The sequence below is a fragment of the Ruegeria sp. BJ5 genome (assembly GCF_056537865.1).
Genome location: NZ_JBQFSH010000003.1, coordinates 549,917 through 565,248, shown reverse-complemented (window position 1 = coordinate 565,248; position 15,332 = coordinate 549,917). Strand labels below are relative to the sequence as shown.

Sequence of the window (15,332 nt, the reverse complement as noted above, 5' to 3'; positions counted from 1 at the left end):
TGACGCCAACTTAACCAACCGTCAGACCTGAATTTGGATCCCTCGGGATTTTGCGGAATTCGAACTAAGGGAGTGTAACGCGTGGAAAACGCTGTAGGTTTCTATTGGACACTACCTGTTACTTGGGCGCATTTTGTAGAACTACCGAAAGATTTGGAAGCTGCGGCCACTGTCAGCAAAACTATTCGCTATCAGATGGAACTGATCAGACGATACGCGAAAGACCATGACTACAATCTCATACATGAAGAGGTTTTTCTCGAAATCGAACCTGACAGGAGCAGCGTACACATCCAATCAGCTCTGGACTTCATTGAGCGCATGTGTCGAACCCATAGTGCAACCATTCTAGTCGTCGATTTTTCAGTTGTGCAGAACTGGCGTCGGAATGGGTATATGGACGAATGGTTTGAAAACACTGACATGCCATTTATTCGCATCCCGCCTGATCCGCTCCTGTCTGCTGAATGGACTTTCGATCCCGGCCAGCATTTTGGCGATTGGCGCAAGCGGCACTCGGACTGGATGAACTCCAAGCATGAACGAGAAGCTTTTGCATTGCGTCGAAGTTTAGAGCTTCAGGAAACCGGTCTGAGCGTGAACGCAATAGCCGAACAATTGAACATAGAAAAAACTCCCTCACCAACAGGGAAACCATGGCGTGAGAGCAATCTCAGAACCTTCATGAAAAAGCACAAATGAGGTTGCTCCCGTTCTTCCTTGAGTCGGAGTTAAGCGCCATTAAACTTTTGAAATGATGCCAGGGGTCCTGTGACCGCTTCCAATTTTGTTCGTGCCCTTTTGTCGTCGCCGAAAACCAGGGCTGACTTTTCCGGCGATGTACGCCCAGCATTGTTTTTTAACCGAAACGTGACTTGGATCGGGCACTTACCGTCAAAGCCCCCATCATAGATAAATCTATATGGGTCTTTTGACATTTCTTTCGCGGTGGCGAGGTCTTGCGCAGCGAGCTGTTTGGAAGCCCAGATAAGGCAACGGCGAGAGGACTGGCTCAAGCATCGCATTCCAGCAGTGTCAAAGCATCCGGAACGCGTTGTCTTCATTGACGAAACATCAGTGAAGACAAATCTGACCCGACAGCGAGGGTGGGCCCCTTGCGGAGATCGTCTGGTCATGGACGCGCCGTTCGGGTCCTGGGGCACCCAGACCTTCATCGCTGGGCTGAGCGCCGACGCCATGATCGCACCCTGGGTGATCAGGGGGGCCATGGATGGCCCGGCCTTTGCCGCCTACGTCGAAAAGGTGCTAGTGCCGGAACTCTCGCCGGGAACCGTGGTCATTCTGGACAACCTCGCCACGCATAAGAACGCTGAAGCGGCCAGAGCAATGCGCAACGCTGGCTGCTGGTTCCTCTTCCTGCCGCCATACAGTCCCGACCTCAATCCAATCGAAATGGCATTCTCCAAGCTCAAGGCCCATCTGCGCCGGATCGGTGCACGTACCTTCACCGACATGTTCGACGCAATAGCCGAAGTCTGCGATCTCTACTCATCTCAGGAGTGCTGGAACTACTTCAAGGCTGCCGGATATGTCTCAGGTTAAAGACGGATTGCTTTAAGTGCCGTGTTTTAATCCGGTCAGCTCTCGGTCCTATTGGTAGGTGGTCTTGGTCTGCTTATGTAGACCAGCTACCATGCTGGATTCATGGAATGAATCTCGGCAGCTGATTCGTGTAACAGAGCCGCAGCTAAGAGTTAGAGCCATATTCGGCCGTCATTAGTTCCAGCCAGCGCTTGAACCAGATCACTCCATCCTCAAATAGGCTGGGCGGGACGTCGAGGCAGGTTACTGCTTCGCGCAATTCGAAGTCTACCTCGAAACCCTCAAATACCTCTTGTTTCTTGATTGGGTCAAAGCGGATGCAGCCTCGGCGAACTTCGAATGCATTCCAATTAGGCTGCGCGGTAACGCGCACTTCCTTTTGATCCTCTCGAAAAATCTCTTCATCAATGGAAAATATCCACCTAAGCCGCTGATTCAGATTGGTCTTTGAATGTGAAGGCATCTTACCACCTTTGACCCAGATACAAGGATTTTACCGCCTGAAGAATTAAGCCACGACGATGGATCGGCGGTCATAATCGGCAAGTTTGCGTACGTTAATAAGTGAAAGTCCAGGATCGTCAATTGACGACGGACCTTCTTGCCGGAAAATTTGAAAAAAACTTCATGACTATGCTCATTTTTCGTTTGAACTGGTAAAGGCCATGTCCAATTGGCACAACCAAGGTTATTCGCGTGAGCCGAGAAAGTGAGTATGAGATCAACTTGGTTATATTTCAATAAATTACCTAGATCGCCGAGCACGATGGCAAGTGCGGTTCTCGTATCATCGAACAAGGGACAAAACGCTTTTGTTGATCTAAGCAGCGGCTTTCCAATTTTCGAACGACCATCATATCGAACACTGCCCAAAAATCCTACCTACGGCCTACCAACTTGAACCCATCAGCAAGCAAGATTTTGTCGATTTCATCATAGACTTCATCAGGATTTCGAGGTTTCCAATATGGTGTTTCAAAAGATACCAGCTCTGCAAACAGCGCCCGAATCCTCAGGCTTGTTTCATCTCCGTATACCTCTCTTCCTCTGATGCTCTTCATGGAGTGGCCCATCATGTTTCCTCGCTCTTCGTTGCTTAACCCGGCCCGTCTCATTCTTGATTCAAAGCTATGCCTCAGGCTGCTTACCTGGTGCTTTGCTGTCGGAAAAAGATTGTTTTCGGCGAAGTACTTCGACACAGCAGCACTAAAGCTCTCTTTGCCACGATATCGCGGGAAACCATTTGGGTGCCGCTTCATCGCCGCCAGTGCCGCGCCGACAAGAGGAACAGACCGGCGAGAAGCCTTGTTTTTGATTTCACGCTGGTGCTCGCCATCTTCCACTCTAATCAAGATATGAGGAACATTCGCAGCTAGCTTGATTGCCGAAGGTGGCAAATCGAAAATCTCAGTTTGCCTACAGCCAGTCTCAGCACAAACGATGAGGATATCGCGCGCTTCTTCGTTCAACCCTTCGAGTTTGCTTCCATTAATGATATTTTGCTCAATCCAATGCGGTGAAAACTCAGCTTTTTTGGTTGGGTCTTTTGCCTTCTCCCAATTCGCCTCGCCTTTGATCCGAATGTTCTCGAATGGGTTCTCGAACTCGTCAACCTTCAAGCTCTCATAATACGCATCCACCAACATCCGCAGATAGCCAAAATGTTTGTTGGCATACTGGGTTGTGACTTCCTGATTAGCTACTCGCTTTTCCCAATCTCTACGGTAATTAGATGCATCTGCTGATGAAATTTTTGTAATCGGTTTGTTGCTAACAACTTCTGAAAATGTCTTGGCTGCGCGCTTGTAGCGGTTAAGCCACATCCTTTTTTGTCGAGCATTTTTTTGGGCAACTTTGTCCGGACATAGCTCACCCATTTGAACTGCTATCTCGTTCAGATTAGTGTCGGGCAGTTCGAAGCCGCCCAAATTTGCCGCAAACTGCGGAGAATTGGCTGCGGGATCTCTTTCGAACATCGAACTTAGTCGCGACAACAGTTCTTCCAACTCTCCTTTTGCTAAATCTGACGCGGAAATCGGCGAGATGCCGTTTTCCTTCGCGAGTTTGATTGTGGCCCTATAACGGGTGTCATCTCCCCTGCTACGTCCCATAACCAGCTTGACTTCAAGTTCGGATAGAAGTTTTTCACGCACTTGATACGCTAATGCCTGAGCCGTTTTTAAGCTATCAGTGCCAAGCGACTGTGTAAGGAAGCGAGGCTCATGTACTGATTGGTACTTCGTTGGCGTCCTCATTCGAAACCAGTAGATTTTCCCCCTCAACCAAAGATAACTCATGTTTTTTTCCTCAGGCTTTGTTTCACAAAATGTATCACATCAGCAGACCAGCCCTCCACGTGGAGCTTTTGGTGACCGACGATTTTGTGAATACCCTCAATGGCTTGGCCATGAGTAAAACGAAGGTTAACGAATCAAAAAAAACCTCTCCTGGGCACCATATCCCCGAACAGATATGACGACCGCGCAAACCACCCTCGAACGGGTGGTCGGCTCTCATTCCGTCTTCTGCAATTCCTCCATCTCGCGGCGACGGATCTTTGCCTGAGACCGCACCCGCTTGATGAATTGCTGGGGAAGGTCCGGTCCGCGCAGCGCCGCGTAGGCCTCGCTGGTCGGGTCGCCGATCAGGTCGGCGTATTTGACCCATGTGCAGAAGGCGAAGACATCGCGCAGGCTCACATGCCCACGGGTGTTGCTGTCCCGGGTCTGTGCCGGAAGCTTGATCGACCTGAAATAGGCCTTTTCGATAGCGGGCCATTGCGGATCGGGAACGAACTCGGGCGCGTCATCGGTTTCCGGAAATTTGAATGCTGGATACTTCTGCCCGTATTCCGAACATCCGTGCGAGATCTTGCTGCTGATTCCTTCAATCCCATGCTTGGCCTGAAGATCGCGGAACGCCTGCAGGCAGGCGCGCACGTCATCAACGGTGTCGCAATAGATATAGGCCTTGTACGGAAATTTGATCCCGTCGCGCAGCTCGATCATGCATTTGCGGGCGTTGTCATTGGGTAGATCCAGCTTAAGCAGCAGGGCATAGGTCTGGAACATTGCACGCAGGTCATGCGGCAAAATCTGCACCTTGTAGCAGTCATTGCACAGCGCCGGGATGGCGCCGGTCTCTTTGAAGAAGTCCAGAAAAACTCCGCAATAGGCGTTCTGCCCGCGTACCTTGATAACGCGCCCGGAAAAGACCTGCCCGATCGGCACCGCTTGCGAAACGCCGCGGCTTCGCAATGCAGCCAACCATGCGCGGTACTGTTTGACCATGTGCTCGGGCTCAAATAGATCCGCCTGCCAATCGGCGCCCAGCGAGGTAACGATGTCCGCTTGTGCGGCAGAAAATCGCCCGGCCGAACCCGGAGCCTTGGGCGCATGTTCCAGCCGTGTGACCAGCTGACGAATCGAATTGAGATCACCTGGCTTCATCACCAGCCAATTCTCAAGTTCGGCAATTTTCGAGGTGGGGGGCACCATTGTCTCCTGCTGCATCAGCACCAAACACTATGCAGGTGCATACCCCCCTCACGCAATTCGTCAACCGGAACGGCGCCTGGCGCCTGCCTCAGGCAGCGGTTTGCGCGGCAACGACCTCGCCGAACCGGGTGAAGAACTTGCCCGAGAGCTTCTTGGCCGTTCCGGCAATCAGACGACTGCCCAACTGGGCAATCTTGCCCCCGACATCAACTTTGGCGGTATAGGTCAGAACGGTCTCATCACCATCCTCGGTCAGCGTTACGTCCGCACCACCCTTGGCAAAGCCTGCGGCGCCGCCCTTGCCCTCGCCCACCAGCGAAAACCCGTCGGGGGCGTTGGTCTGGTCCAGTGTCACCTCGCCAGCGAACCGCGCCTTCACCGGACCGATTTTCAGAACCACCTTGGCCTCAAGCTCGTTGGGGGCGGTCTGGGTCAGCTCTTCGCAGCCGGGGATGCATTCACGCAGAACTTCGGGATCGTTCAGCGCGCGATAAACCGCGTCCCGGGGGGCCGCAATACGAATTTCGTCAGTCAGTTCCATTGGGTATTCCTCTGCTCAGCAACATCTGGGAAAGACGCGCAGCGCCTGTTCCGCGGCATCCTCGGGGGTTTGGGCGGGTCGGGGCGGCCATAGCCGCTCCACCCAGCTACGCAAGTTTTTCATCATGAGTTGTCTCCTCGGCGGTGTCCGCATTTCGCCAGCGCACGATCTCGGCCAGAATCGACAAGGCGATTTCGTGCGGATCAATAGCCCCGATATCCAGCCCGGCAGGCGACTTCAGGCGCGCAACCTTCTCGGTGTCCATACCCTGCAATACCAACCTGTCCGTCAGAACCTTCGCCTTGCGCTGGCTGGCCACCATCGACACCCGACTTGCCGGCGTTCCCAGCGCCGAGGCCAACGCTGCCCGGTCGTTCTGGCCTTGCGAGGCGACGACGACAAAATCGCGGGGCTCAACCCCCAACGCATCCACGTCGTCTGGGTCGAAACACGATTGCGCAGCCGCGTCGCTGGTCTCAAATGAAACGAATACGCGCAACCCGGCCAATGCCGCATGGTCCGCCAACGCATGTGCAATCGGGGTGTCGCCAAAGATCACCAGGCGCGGCGCGTGTTGATAGGGTTCGACCAGCAGGTCGACCGTACCGCCAGATGGGCAGCCACTCTTGAAGGTCTGAACGCCATCCGGATCGGTCATTGCCACCACCTTGTCCGAGGGTTTCACGCGGATCATCCGCGACGCACCGCTGGCCAGCGCTTCCTGTGCCGAGGCGCGCACCGCCCGCTGGACACAGGCTCCACCCAGATGGCCAAGGATCCTCCCGTCCCGGGTGATCGCCGACTTGGCGCCCGCCTTGGCCGAGGTCGCATCTGCCGTCCGCACCACCGTTGCGACGCAGAACGCTTCGCCGCTGCTGCGCAACTGGTCAATCGTGTCGAAAATGTCGAAACCAGGCATGGTCGGTTCCTCTCACAACTTTTGAAACTCGGGCTCCAACGCGGACAGCGCGTCTAGCGTATTTGCCGGAAGGTGCGCATCCAGATGGGGCAAGGCGGCCTGCATGGCGGCGGCGACGGGCTGATAGTTCTCCCAACCTTTCAGAGGGTTCAGCCAGACGATCCGGCGCGCCTTGCGCCGGATCCTCGCCAAAGCCGCACCCAGCGCCTGCGGGTCAGAGCTGCAATAGCCATCCGAAAGGATCAGCACGATGGTGCGCCCATTCAGCGCTCGCGCGCCGTATCCGTCCAGAAACCTTTCGAGACTGCCGGAGATGTCGGTTCCGCCGCCAAAACCTTCGGCCATCAGCGACAACCGGCCAGCGGCGCGCAGTGTGTCGTGGTCCCGCAACGCATCGGTGACCCGCATCAACCGCGTGTGAAACAGAAAGGCATCCGCATCCGTTCCGCTGGCCACAAGGCCCTTGAGAAAGGCCAGAAATACACGCGAATAGACGGTCATGGACCCGCTGACATCGCACAGCGCGACGATCCGCATCGGGCGTGGCGGTCGGGCACGGCGAAACAGCTCCAAAGGCTCGCCCCCGCGCGCAAGGCTCGCCCGCTGAATGCGACGCATGTCCAGCGCCGGACCCCGCCGGGCCTGTTTGCGCCTGCGCGAACGTCGATCCCGGATCGCCCGCGCCAAGGCGAGCGCCGCGGCTTCGGCCCGGCGCAGAGACTGCTCATCCATCAACTCGCGCAGATCCCGGCGTGACAGGTTGTCGGTCCGGGTTGCGATCAGCTTGCCGTCCGTTCCTTCGGCCTGTCCATCCCCGGAATCCGGGGTGCTGGCATCCTGCGCATCGGGGGAAGCGTCCGCGGAATCTCCGCGATCTTCGGGCTGCCAGATCATCGGCTTGGCCGACTGGACCCTGACATGGGTGTTCTGTGCCACGCCGCTCCGCTGCTTGCCCGCGTTGAACCAATAGGCATCGAACAAATCGTCAAAGCGCCGCCAAGCCTCGGCATCCCCGGACATCACGGCACACAAGGCATTCCGCGCCTGCCCGACATCAGTGGCCTCGACCGAGGTCAGTGCGGCCAGCGCATCTCCGGTCTCCCGCGGTCCGACCCGCAAACCGTTCCCGCGCAAATGCGCAACGAATCCCGCCATCCGATCGGCCAATCCATGCGCCCGCGATGGAAACCGTGTCACCTGCATCACGCGACCTTTCCGATCAGGCGATCCATCACCTCGGGTGGAACGGCATCGTAATCCGCAGCGGTCTTCAGCAGACAAACCAGTGTGGCCTGTACGGCCTCGGGTGATTGGGACAGATCGTTGACGCCAAGACCCGAGAGGGCCGCGGCCCAATCCAGCATTTCGGCAATGCCGGGTGTCTTTTCCAGATCTTCCTTGCGCAGGTTCTGAACCACTCCGGTGATCTGGCGCGCCAACAGCCCTTCGACTTCGGGCATCCGTGCCCGCAGGATGGCCATTTCGGTCTCGCCAGACGGATAGTTCAAAAAGCTGTACAGACACCGCCGCCGCAGCGCATCCGAAAGATCGCGCGTGCCGTTCGCGGTCAGAATGACGATGGGTCGCGTTTTGGCGGAAATCGTCCCCAGTTCCGGGATCGTGATCTGAAAGTCCGACAGGATTTCAAGCAGATAGGCTTCAAATTCTTCATCCGCCCGGTCAATCTCATCGATCAGCAAAACGGGCGGATCATCGGCGCTGATCGCCTCCAACAACGGCCGCTTCAGCAGATAGTCATCGGAAAACAGCTGGGCCTCGCTGGTTCCGCCACGCGCCTCGGAGGCTCGGATGGCCAGCAGCTGCCGCTGGTAGTTCCACTCATAGATCGCGTGACTGGCGTCCAGCCCTTCGTAACACTGCAAGCGGATCAAACGGGCGTCGCGCCACGCCGCCAGCGCCTTGGCCACTTCGGTCTTGCCGACACCGGCCGGCCCCTCCAGCAGCAGCGGTCGTCCCAGGGTCTGGGCCAAATGCAACGCCATCGCCAACCGGTCGTCGGCAACATAGCCCTGCTGGGCCAAACCGTTCTGAACGTCACTCAGTGTCACACCAGGGTCCAATCTTCGTTTGACCAAAATATCCCGAGGGGGTCGGAGGGGGTCAGCACCCCCTCCGTTCGGTCGGACCGGGCCCAGCCGGTCCGAAACCGATTACCCGTGCATCCCCAAGCCGTTGGCGATCTTCCAGATCCGCCAATGGTCATGCGGCATGTGGCTCTGAACCAGGCCAAAGGGCCGGAACGCGTCGTGCACCGCATTCGAGAACGCCGGCACGCCACCCACATTCGGGCTTTCGCCGACACCCTTCGCGCCGATCGGATGATGCGGCGAGGGGGTCACCGTGTGATCGGTCGTGTAGTTGGGCGTTTCCCACGCGGTTGGCAGGAAGAAGTCCATCAGCGTGCCGGTCTTGACGTTGCCCATCTCATCATAGGCAATCTCTTGACCCATCGCGATGGCCAGCGCCTCGGTCACACCGCCATGCACCTGACCTTCGATGATCATGGGGTTGATCCGGGTTCCGCAATCGTCCAGCGCATAGAACTGCCGGACTTCCCATTCGCCGGTATCCACATCGATCTCCATGACACAGATATAGGCGCCGAACGGATAGGTCATGTTGGGCGGGTCATAGTAGCTGACGGCTTCCAGACCCGGCTCCAACCCCGGGATGGCCTGGTTGTAGGCGGCAAAGGCGATCTCTTTCATCGTCTTGAACCGCTCGGGCGCGCCTTTGACCGCGAACCGGTCCACGTCCCATTCGACATCGTCGTCGTGAACCTCAAGCAGATAGGCCGCGATCATCTGCGCCTTGGCGCGGATCTTGCGTGCAGCCATGGCTGTTGCAGCCCCCGCAACCGGCGTGGACCGAGAGCCATAGGTGCCCAAGCCATAGGGCGCGGTGTCGGTGTCCCCTTCCTCCAGCGTGATGTCGTCGGCTGGAAGACCGATCTCGCTGGCGATGATCTGGGCAAAGGTCGTCGCGTGACCCTGACCCTGAGAGATCGTCCCCAACCGCGCGATGGCTGACCCGGTCGGGTGGATGCGGATTTCGCAGCTGTCGAACATCCCCAAACCCAGAATATCGCAGTTCTTCACAGGCCCTGCCCCGACGATTTCGGTGAAATGCGTCAGACCAATCCCCAGAAGCTTGCGCGTCTTTCCGGCTTTGAAATCCTCGATCCGCTGAGCCTGCTCGGCGCGCAAGCCGTCATAGTCGACCGCTTTCAGCGCCTTGTCCCAGGCGGTGTGGTAATCGCCCGAGTCATATTCCCATCCCAGCGCCGACTGATAGGGGAACTGATCGGCCTTGATGAAGTTGATCCGGCGCAGCTCGGCCGCGTCCATGTTTAACTTGATGGCCAGGACCTCGATCATCCGCTCGATGAAATAGGCGGCCTCGGTCACGCGGAAGGAACAGCGATAGGCCACACCCCCCGGCGCCTTGTTGGTATAGACGCCGTCCACGGCCAGATAGGCGGTCGGGATGTCGTAAGACCCAGTGCAGATGTTCATGAACCCGGCCGGGAACTTGGTCGGGTCGGCGCAGGCGTCGAACCCACCGTGGTCCGCGGTTGTATGACACCACAGGCCCGTGATCTTGCCGTCTTTGGTGGCGGCGATCTTGCCCTGCATCCAGTAGTCGCGGGCAAAGGCGGTGGACATCAGGTTTTCCATCCGGTTCTCGACCCATTTCACCGGCTGACCGGTGACGATCGAGGCCACGACCGAACAGACATAACCCGCATAAGCGCCCACCTTGTTGCCGAAACCGCCACCGATATCGGGGCTGATCACCCGGATATTGTGCTCGGCCAGGCCCGAAATCAGGGACACGACGGTGCGGATCGCATGGGGCGCCTGGAAGGTGCCGTACAGCGTCAGCTTGCCGGTCACCTTGTCCATGCTGGCCACGCAGCCGCAGGTCTCAAGCGGGCAGGGGTGTGTCCGATGGTAATAGACCATTTCCTCGGCCACCACATCGGCTTCGGCCAGAACGGCTTCGGTCGCGTCCTTGTCGCCCTGTTCCCAGGTGAAGATGTGGTTGTGATGCTTGCGCGGCCCATGGGCGCCTTCGGTCTGACCTTCCAGATCCTCACGCAGCACCACGTCAGATTTCAGCGCCTCGAACGGGTCGGTAATAACCGGCAATTCCTCGTATTCGACTTCCACCAGTTCGACGGCATCCGCGGCAACATAGCGGTCTTCGGCAACCACATAGGCCACCTCCTGGCCCTGGAACAGGACCTTGCCATCGGCCAGCACCATCTGCTTGTCGCCGGCGAGCGTGGGCATCCAGTGCAGACCCAGCGGCGCCAAGTCCTCGGCCGTCAGAACGGCCACGACACCGGGCACGGCCAGAGCGGCCTCTTTGTTGACGCTGACAACCCGGGCATGGGCATAGGGTGAACGGACAAAGGCACCGAACAGCATTCCCTCCAGCTTGATGTCATCGACGTAGTTGCCCTTGCCTTGGGTAAAGCGCACGTCCTCGACGCGTTTGCGCGAGCTGCCCATCCCCTTGAGGTTGGCGGCCCGTTCTTCGGGGGTCATGGTCTGGTCGTTCATTCCGCGGCCTCCTTCTGCGCGTTCAGCATGTCAGCCGAGGCCGAGATCGCCTTGACGATGTTCTGGTACCCGGTGCAGCGGCAGAGATTGCCGGCCATGCCAAAGCGGATTTCTTCTTCGGTCGGGTTGGGGTTTTCCTGCAGCAGGCGATGCGCACGGGTGATCATGCCCGGCGTGCAGAAACCGCACTGAAGCCCGTGATGCTCGCGGAACATTTCCTGCAACACGCCAAGGCTACCATCGTCATTGGTCAGCCCTTCGACGGTCGTGATATCGGCCCCGTTCACCTGCGCCACGAAGGTCGTGCAGGATTTGACGGATTTGCCATCGATATCTACGGTACAGGCTCCGCAATGGCTGGTTTCGCAACCGATATGCGGGCCGGTGATTTTCAGATCTTCCCGCAGGAAGTGGATCAGCAACGTACGCGGCTCGGCCAGACCCTCGACCTGCTTGCCGTTCACGGTGAGTTTGACATGCATCTTCGACATCTGTGTTCCTCCCCTCAGCCCGCGCGGCTCTGCGCACGGTCGATGGCGCGGCGCAGCATCACGGCGGCCACGTGTTTCTTGAATTCGACGGGGCCGCGGTTGTCGGCCACCGGGTCGATCGCCGCGAGCATCGCGGCCACGCAGCCGTCGACATCGCCCGAAGCCAGTGCCGCACTGGCCGCGTCAGACCAGACGGGCGTGTCGGACAGGTTGGTCATCGCCACCGATGCCTGACCTTTGCCAACCATCACTGCGGCGGCCGCGGTTGCGTAGTCGCCGATCTTGCGTTTCTGCTTTTCATAGGCCTGACCGATACCGGGGCCGGGAACAGGGATGGAAATCCGTGTCAGGATCTCTTCGTCCTCGCGGGCGGTAAAATAGGCCGCCTCGTAGAAATCGCGGGCCGGGACGCTGCGGGTGCCGTCAGGGCCGGACAGTTCGAACGACGCGTTCAGGCACTGCATCAGACCCGGCATGTCATTGCCCGGATCCCCGTTGGCTACGTTCCCGCCGACCGTTCCCATGTATCGCACCTGCGGATCCGCGATCTGCAGAGCCGCTTCGCGGATCAGCGGGATCGCGTCGGCCAGACCGTCATGGGTGATCAATTCGTGCTGCGTGACCATCGCGCCCAGGGTCACGGTATCGGACCCGACTTCGATGCCTTTGAGTTCCTCGATGGCCTGCAGGTCGACCAAATGGCCCATCTCGGCCATGCGCAGTTTCATCATCGGGATCAGACTGTGCCCGCCTGCGATCACGCGCGCCTCGTCCCCGTGTTCCTGCAGAATGCCGATGGCCGAGGCGACGTCGCCTGGCCGGTGATACTCGAAACCGGCTGGTATCATGTTTTCCTCCCTTGGCCCGTTCACGTCGGGGCCTTGGGAATAAGGAAAGTCCTGAGGGCGTGCGCAGGCTATCGCGCAGGAACGGGGCGCGCGGGTTGTTTCACGAAATGCGAATGGGCTGCACGAGTTGCGATCAGAGGCCCAGCGCCTCGCGGATGTCCGTCAGGCGGGATCGGCTGACCGGCACCTTGCTGAGCGCATCGACCTGGTCGAAATAACAGGTGCCGTTGTCCTTGTGCCGCTCAAACCGGGAAACGTGTCTGGGGTTCACGAGGTAACTTCGGTGGGCCCGCAAAAAGCCGTCTGGTTTCAAGCGGGTTTCGGCCTCGGTGATCGACCATGGGCAGAACAGTTTCTCGGCGCCCATGTACAAAACGGTGTAGTGCCCCTCGGCCCGAATGGCGGCGATGCGCGCCGGTTCGGTGAAAAAGGTCTGGCCCTCGCGCTCAAACGGGACGCCGGCGCGCAGAGCCGGCTGCGGCGCTTCGGCCGCCGGCTCGGGCCCGATAAAGGTGATCCCGGTCAGCAGGAATGCCCCGCAAATCAGGAACACCGCAACGGTCACCCCCATCGCAAGAATCTGGTTGTTCAAAGCCGGGCCCGCGCCACCTGCATTGTCACTGGCGGTAAAATCGGTCAGGCCCGTGGCGACGAAGTGCATGGTGAACACAGCCAGGCCGAAACAGACGGTGCCCAGCAGGATATTGCGCTGGGTGCGATTGTCGTAGGCAACCCAGATCGCCAGCACTGACAGCACCACCGAAGCCACGGTCGCGATCGCAACGTCTGATGCGGTGTAGACGGGGCGGCACAGCTCCATCCCGGCCATGCCGATATAGTGCATGACCACGATACCAAGACCCACGATAATGCCCGCGCCGACAATCGTGCTCGGGCTACGCGCGCGGAAGTGCAACAGCAGCAACGCCAGCCCGACCATCAGAATGGCGACCAGGGCCGAGATCAGGGTGATCAACGCGTCATAATAAAAAAGGATCGGCAGTTGCAGGCCCAGCATGGCCACGAAATGCATCGACCAGATGCCGCCGCCCAGAATGACCGCGGCCAAGGCGACAACGAACTTCCGCCTCTGGTCATCCAGCTTTGAGGCGCCATGCGTCAGATACAGGCCCGTGAACCCGGCCATGAGTGCGACGGCCAACGAGGCCGCCACGAGCCAAGCGTTATGCGAGTAATCCAGCATTTCGGTTTGCACGCCCTCCCCGACGCGAGAGTGACGTTAGCAAAGCGACGTGTCTGGGACAATCGGCAGGCGGACCCTGCGGGTCACGGGCTGGCAAAAGATCCGCCGCCCGACCATTTCGGCGGGCGGCGGGCAGGCAGATCAATCGCTAATCGCGCCTTCTTCGTCACGACGCTGGTGCATCTTGGCCTTGACCCGGGCGCCCACGATCAGGGGCAGGACAAAGCCGATGATCGCGATTGTCCACAACCCGATGGACAGCGGGCTGTCGATCAGCGTCCACCAGTTGCCATTGTCGATGGTCACGGCGCGACGCAGGTTGTTCTCCATCGCGTTGCCCAGCAGGGTACCCAGAATGATCGGCACCAGTGGCACGTCCAGCTTGCGCAGGACCCAGCCCATCACGCCGAACCCGATCATCACCAGTAGGTCAAAGCTGGACCCGGAAATGCCGTAGATGCCGACAAAGCTGACCATGGCCACGATCGGCATCAGGATGCGCGACGGGATCATCAGCACGCGGGTGAACAGGCCCACCATGGGGATGTTCATGGCCAGCAGCATGAAGTTGGCGATGAACAGCGCCGCGATCAGGCCCCAGACCACATCCGGGTTCTGCGTGAACAGCAGCGGCCCGGGCGTGATGTTCAGCGCCAGCAGCACCGCCAGCAGCACCGCCGTGGTACCCGATCCCGGAACGCCCAGCGCCAGCATCGGTACCAATGCGCCTCCGGCGGCGGCGTTGTTGCCAGCCTCGGGCGCGGCCACGCCGCGCGGATCACCGGTGCCAAAGGTGTTTTTCTTGTCCACCAGCCGCTTTTCCATCGAGTACGAAATGAACGACCCCAGTGATGCCCCGGCCCCGGGAAGAACCCCGGCGATGAAGCCCAGGAACGAGGTGCGCAGCATCGTCGGAGTGCAGCTCTTGATCATCGACATCGGAGGGTAGAGCTTGCCGATTTTCAGCTTGCTGCCCTCGGCGTCAGACCCGCCATGCCGGTGTTCGAGGAAAATGAACACCTCGGACAGGGCGAACAGGCCGACGATGGCCACCAAGAAATCGATCCCGTCGTACAGATGCACCTCGCCATAGGTAAAGCGCGGCACGCCCGTTTGGGTATCAACACCGATGGTCGCCAGCCCAAGCCCCAGCGCGGCGGCAAAGGCCGATTTGGCCTGGTTGGTCGACGACACACCGCCCAGCGTCATGAACGCCAGCGCGAAAAGGGCAAAATATTCGGCCGGGCCGAACAGCAATGCCACTTTGACCAGCTGAGGCGCCAGCAGGATCAGGCCCCAGGTCGCCAGGAACGCGCCGACGAACGAGGCGATACCGGACAGCGAAAGAGCCTCACCCGCCAGGCCTTTCTTGGCCATGGGATGCCCATCCAGACAGGTCATCATCGCAGGCTCGTCGCCGGGGATGTTCAGCAGGATCGACGAGATCCGCCCCCCGTACATCGCCCCGTAATAGACACTGGTCAGCAGGATCAGCGACGGTGTCGCGCCCAGCCCCAACGTGAAGGCCAGCGGGATCAGGATGGCCACGCCGTTCGACGGGCCCAGCCCCGGCAGCGCGCCCATGACCGTGCCCAGAAAGCAGCCCAACAGGGCCAGCATCAGGTTCTGCCAAGTCAGCGCGATGGCGAACCCATCGGCCAAGGATGCAAAAGTTTCCAT

Annotated in this window: 14 protein-coding genes; 2 read left to right on the top strand and 12 right to left on the bottom strand. The window is 58.9% G+C overall.

Annotated elements, in window-relative coordinates:
* Window positions 1-81: 81 nt before the first annotated feature.
* Window positions 82-702 (top strand): recombinase family protein, encoded by a 621-nt coding sequence (locus tag ACR0NY_RS13485; RefSeq protein WP_170342529.1) that lies wholly within the window; start codon window positions 82-84, stop codon window positions 700-702.
* Window positions 703-948: 246 nt separating this feature from the next.
* On the top strand, window positions 949-1,563 hold the full coding sequence (locus ACR0NY_RS13480; protein ID WP_254920189.1) for an IS630 family transposase: 615 nt from the start codon (window positions 949-951) through the stop codon (window positions 1,561-1,563).
* A gap of 145 nt (window positions 1,564-1,708) precedes the next feature.
* On the opposite strand, the gene ACR0NY_RS13475 is transcribed toward ACR0NY_RS13480, so the two are convergent.
* The 12 genes from ACR0NY_RS13475 to ACR0NY_RS13420 form a co-directional block, all read right to left on the bottom strand.
* Entirely contained in the window at window positions 1,709-2,026 is a 318-nt protein-coding gene (locus ACR0NY_RS13475; protein ID WP_093963836.1) for a hypothetical protein, read from the bottom strand.
* A gap of 415 nt (window positions 2,027-2,441) precedes the next feature.
* Complete coding sequence (locus ACR0NY_RS13470) at window positions 2,442-3,860, bottom strand: DUF6538 domain-containing protein (protein WP_170368961.1); 1,419 nt, start codon at window positions 3,858-3,860, stop codon at window positions 2,442-2,444.
* A 216-nt stretch (window positions 3,861-4,076) separates the two neighbouring features.
* Complete coding sequence (locus ACR0NY_RS13465) at window positions 4,077-5,057, bottom strand: hypothetical protein (protein ID WP_170340600.1); 981 nt, start codon at window positions 5,055-5,057, stop codon at window positions 4,077-4,079.
* 91 nt (window positions 5,058-5,148) lie between these two features.
* Complete coding sequence (locus ACR0NY_RS13460) at window positions 5,149-5,601, bottom strand: SRPBCC family protein (protein ID WP_093963846.1); 453 nt, start codon at window positions 5,599-5,601, stop codon at window positions 5,149-5,151.
* Between the two features lie 106 nt (window positions 5,602-5,707).
* Window positions 5,708-6,520, bottom strand: a complete 813-nt coding sequence (locus ACR0NY_RS13455) for an XdhC family protein (protein WP_170368962.1) — start codon at window positions 6,518-6,520, stop codon at window positions 5,708-5,710.
* A 12-nt stretch (window positions 6,521-6,532) separates the two neighbouring features.
* Entirely contained in the window at window positions 6,533-7,723 is a 1,191-nt protein-coding gene (locus ACR0NY_RS13450; protein WP_170369241.1) for a vWA domain-containing protein, read from the bottom strand.
* A complete protein-coding gene (locus ACR0NY_RS13445) occupies window positions 7,723-8,523 on the bottom strand; it encodes an AAA family ATPase (RefSeq protein ID WP_254432939.1) in 801 nt (266 codons plus the stop codon). The genes ACR0NY_RS13450 and ACR0NY_RS13445 overlap by 1 nt, the downstream gene beginning before the upstream one ends.
* Before the next feature lie 168 nt (window positions 8,524-8,691).
* Window positions 8,692-11,109, bottom strand: coding sequence for an aerobic carbon-monoxide dehydrogenase large subunit (locus tag ACR0NY_RS13440; RefSeq protein ID WP_170368964.1), 2,418 nt, complete (start codon window positions 11,107-11,109; stop codon window positions 8,692-8,694).
* Window positions 11,106-11,600, bottom strand: a complete 495-nt coding sequence (locus tag ACR0NY_RS13435; protein ID WP_093963851.1) for a (2Fe-2S)-binding protein — start codon at window positions 11,598-11,600, stop codon at window positions 11,106-11,108. Before ACR0NY_RS13435 ends, ACR0NY_RS13440 begins: the two co-directional genes overlap by 4 nt.
* Before the next feature lie 14 nt (window positions 11,601-11,614).
* Window positions 11,615-12,448 (bottom strand): FAD binding domain-containing protein, encoded by an 834-nt coding sequence (locus ACR0NY_RS13430; RefSeq protein WP_170368965.1) that lies wholly within the window; start codon window positions 12,446-12,448, stop codon window positions 11,615-11,617.
* A 133-nt stretch (window positions 12,449-12,581) separates the two neighbouring features.
* Window positions 12,582-13,652 (bottom strand): MHYT domain-containing protein, encoded by a 1,071-nt coding sequence (locus ACR0NY_RS13425; protein WP_170341444.1) that lies wholly within the window; start codon window positions 13,650-13,652, stop codon window positions 12,582-12,584.
* A gap of 141 nt (window positions 13,653-13,793) precedes the next feature.
* Window positions 13,794-15,332, bottom strand: coding sequence for a tripartite tricarboxylate transporter permease (locus ACR0NY_RS13420; RefSeq protein WP_093963852.1), 1,539 nt, complete (start codon window positions 15,330-15,332; stop codon window positions 13,794-13,796).

Excerpts from the sequence above, each read along its gene's own strand:
- ACR0NY_RS13475 (WP_093963836.1), bottom strand. The coding sequence starts at position 2,026 with ATGCCTTCACATTCAAAGACCAATCTGAATCAGCGGCTTAGGTGGATA.
- ACR0NY_RS13470 (WP_170368961.1), bottom strand. The coding sequence starts at position 3,860 with ATGAGTTATCTTTGGTTGAGGGGGAAAATCTACTGGTTTCGAATGAGG.
- ACR0NY_RS13460 (WP_093963846.1), bottom strand. The coding sequence starts at position 5,601 with ATGGAACTGACTGACGAAATTCGTATTGCGGCCCCCCGGGACGCGGTT.
- ACR0NY_RS13455 (WP_170368962.1), bottom strand. The coding sequence starts at position 6,520 with ATGCCTGGTTTCGACATTTTCGACACGATTGACCAGTTGCGCAGCAGC.
- ACR0NY_RS13450 (WP_170369241.1), bottom strand. The coding sequence starts at position 7,723 with ATGCAGGTGACACGGTTTCCATCGCGGGCGCATGGATTGGCCGATCGG.
- ACR0NY_RS13445 (WP_254432939.1), bottom strand. The coding sequence starts at position 8,523 with ATGGCGTTGCATTTGGCCCAGACCCTGGGACGACCGCTGCTGCTGGAG.
- ACR0NY_RS13440 (WP_170368964.1), bottom strand. The coding sequence starts at position 11,109 with ATGAACGACCAGACCATGACCCCCGAAGAACGGGCCGCCAACCTCAAG.
- ACR0NY_RS13435 (WP_093963851.1), bottom strand. The coding sequence starts at position 11,600 with ATGTCGAAGATGCATGTCAAACTCACCGTGAACGGCAAGCAGGTCGAG.
- ACR0NY_RS13430 (WP_170368965.1), bottom strand. The coding sequence starts at position 12,448 with ATGATACCAGCCGGTTTCGAGTATCACCGGCCAGGCGACGTCGCCTCG.
- ACR0NY_RS13425 (WP_170341444.1), bottom strand. The coding sequence starts at position 13,652 with ATGCTGGATTACTCGCATAACGCTTGGCTCGTGGCGGCCTCGTTGGCC.
- ACR0NY_RS13420 (WP_093963852.1), bottom strand. The coding sequence starts at position 15,332 with ATGGAAACTTTTGCATCCTTGGCCGATGGGTTCGCCATCGCGCTGACT.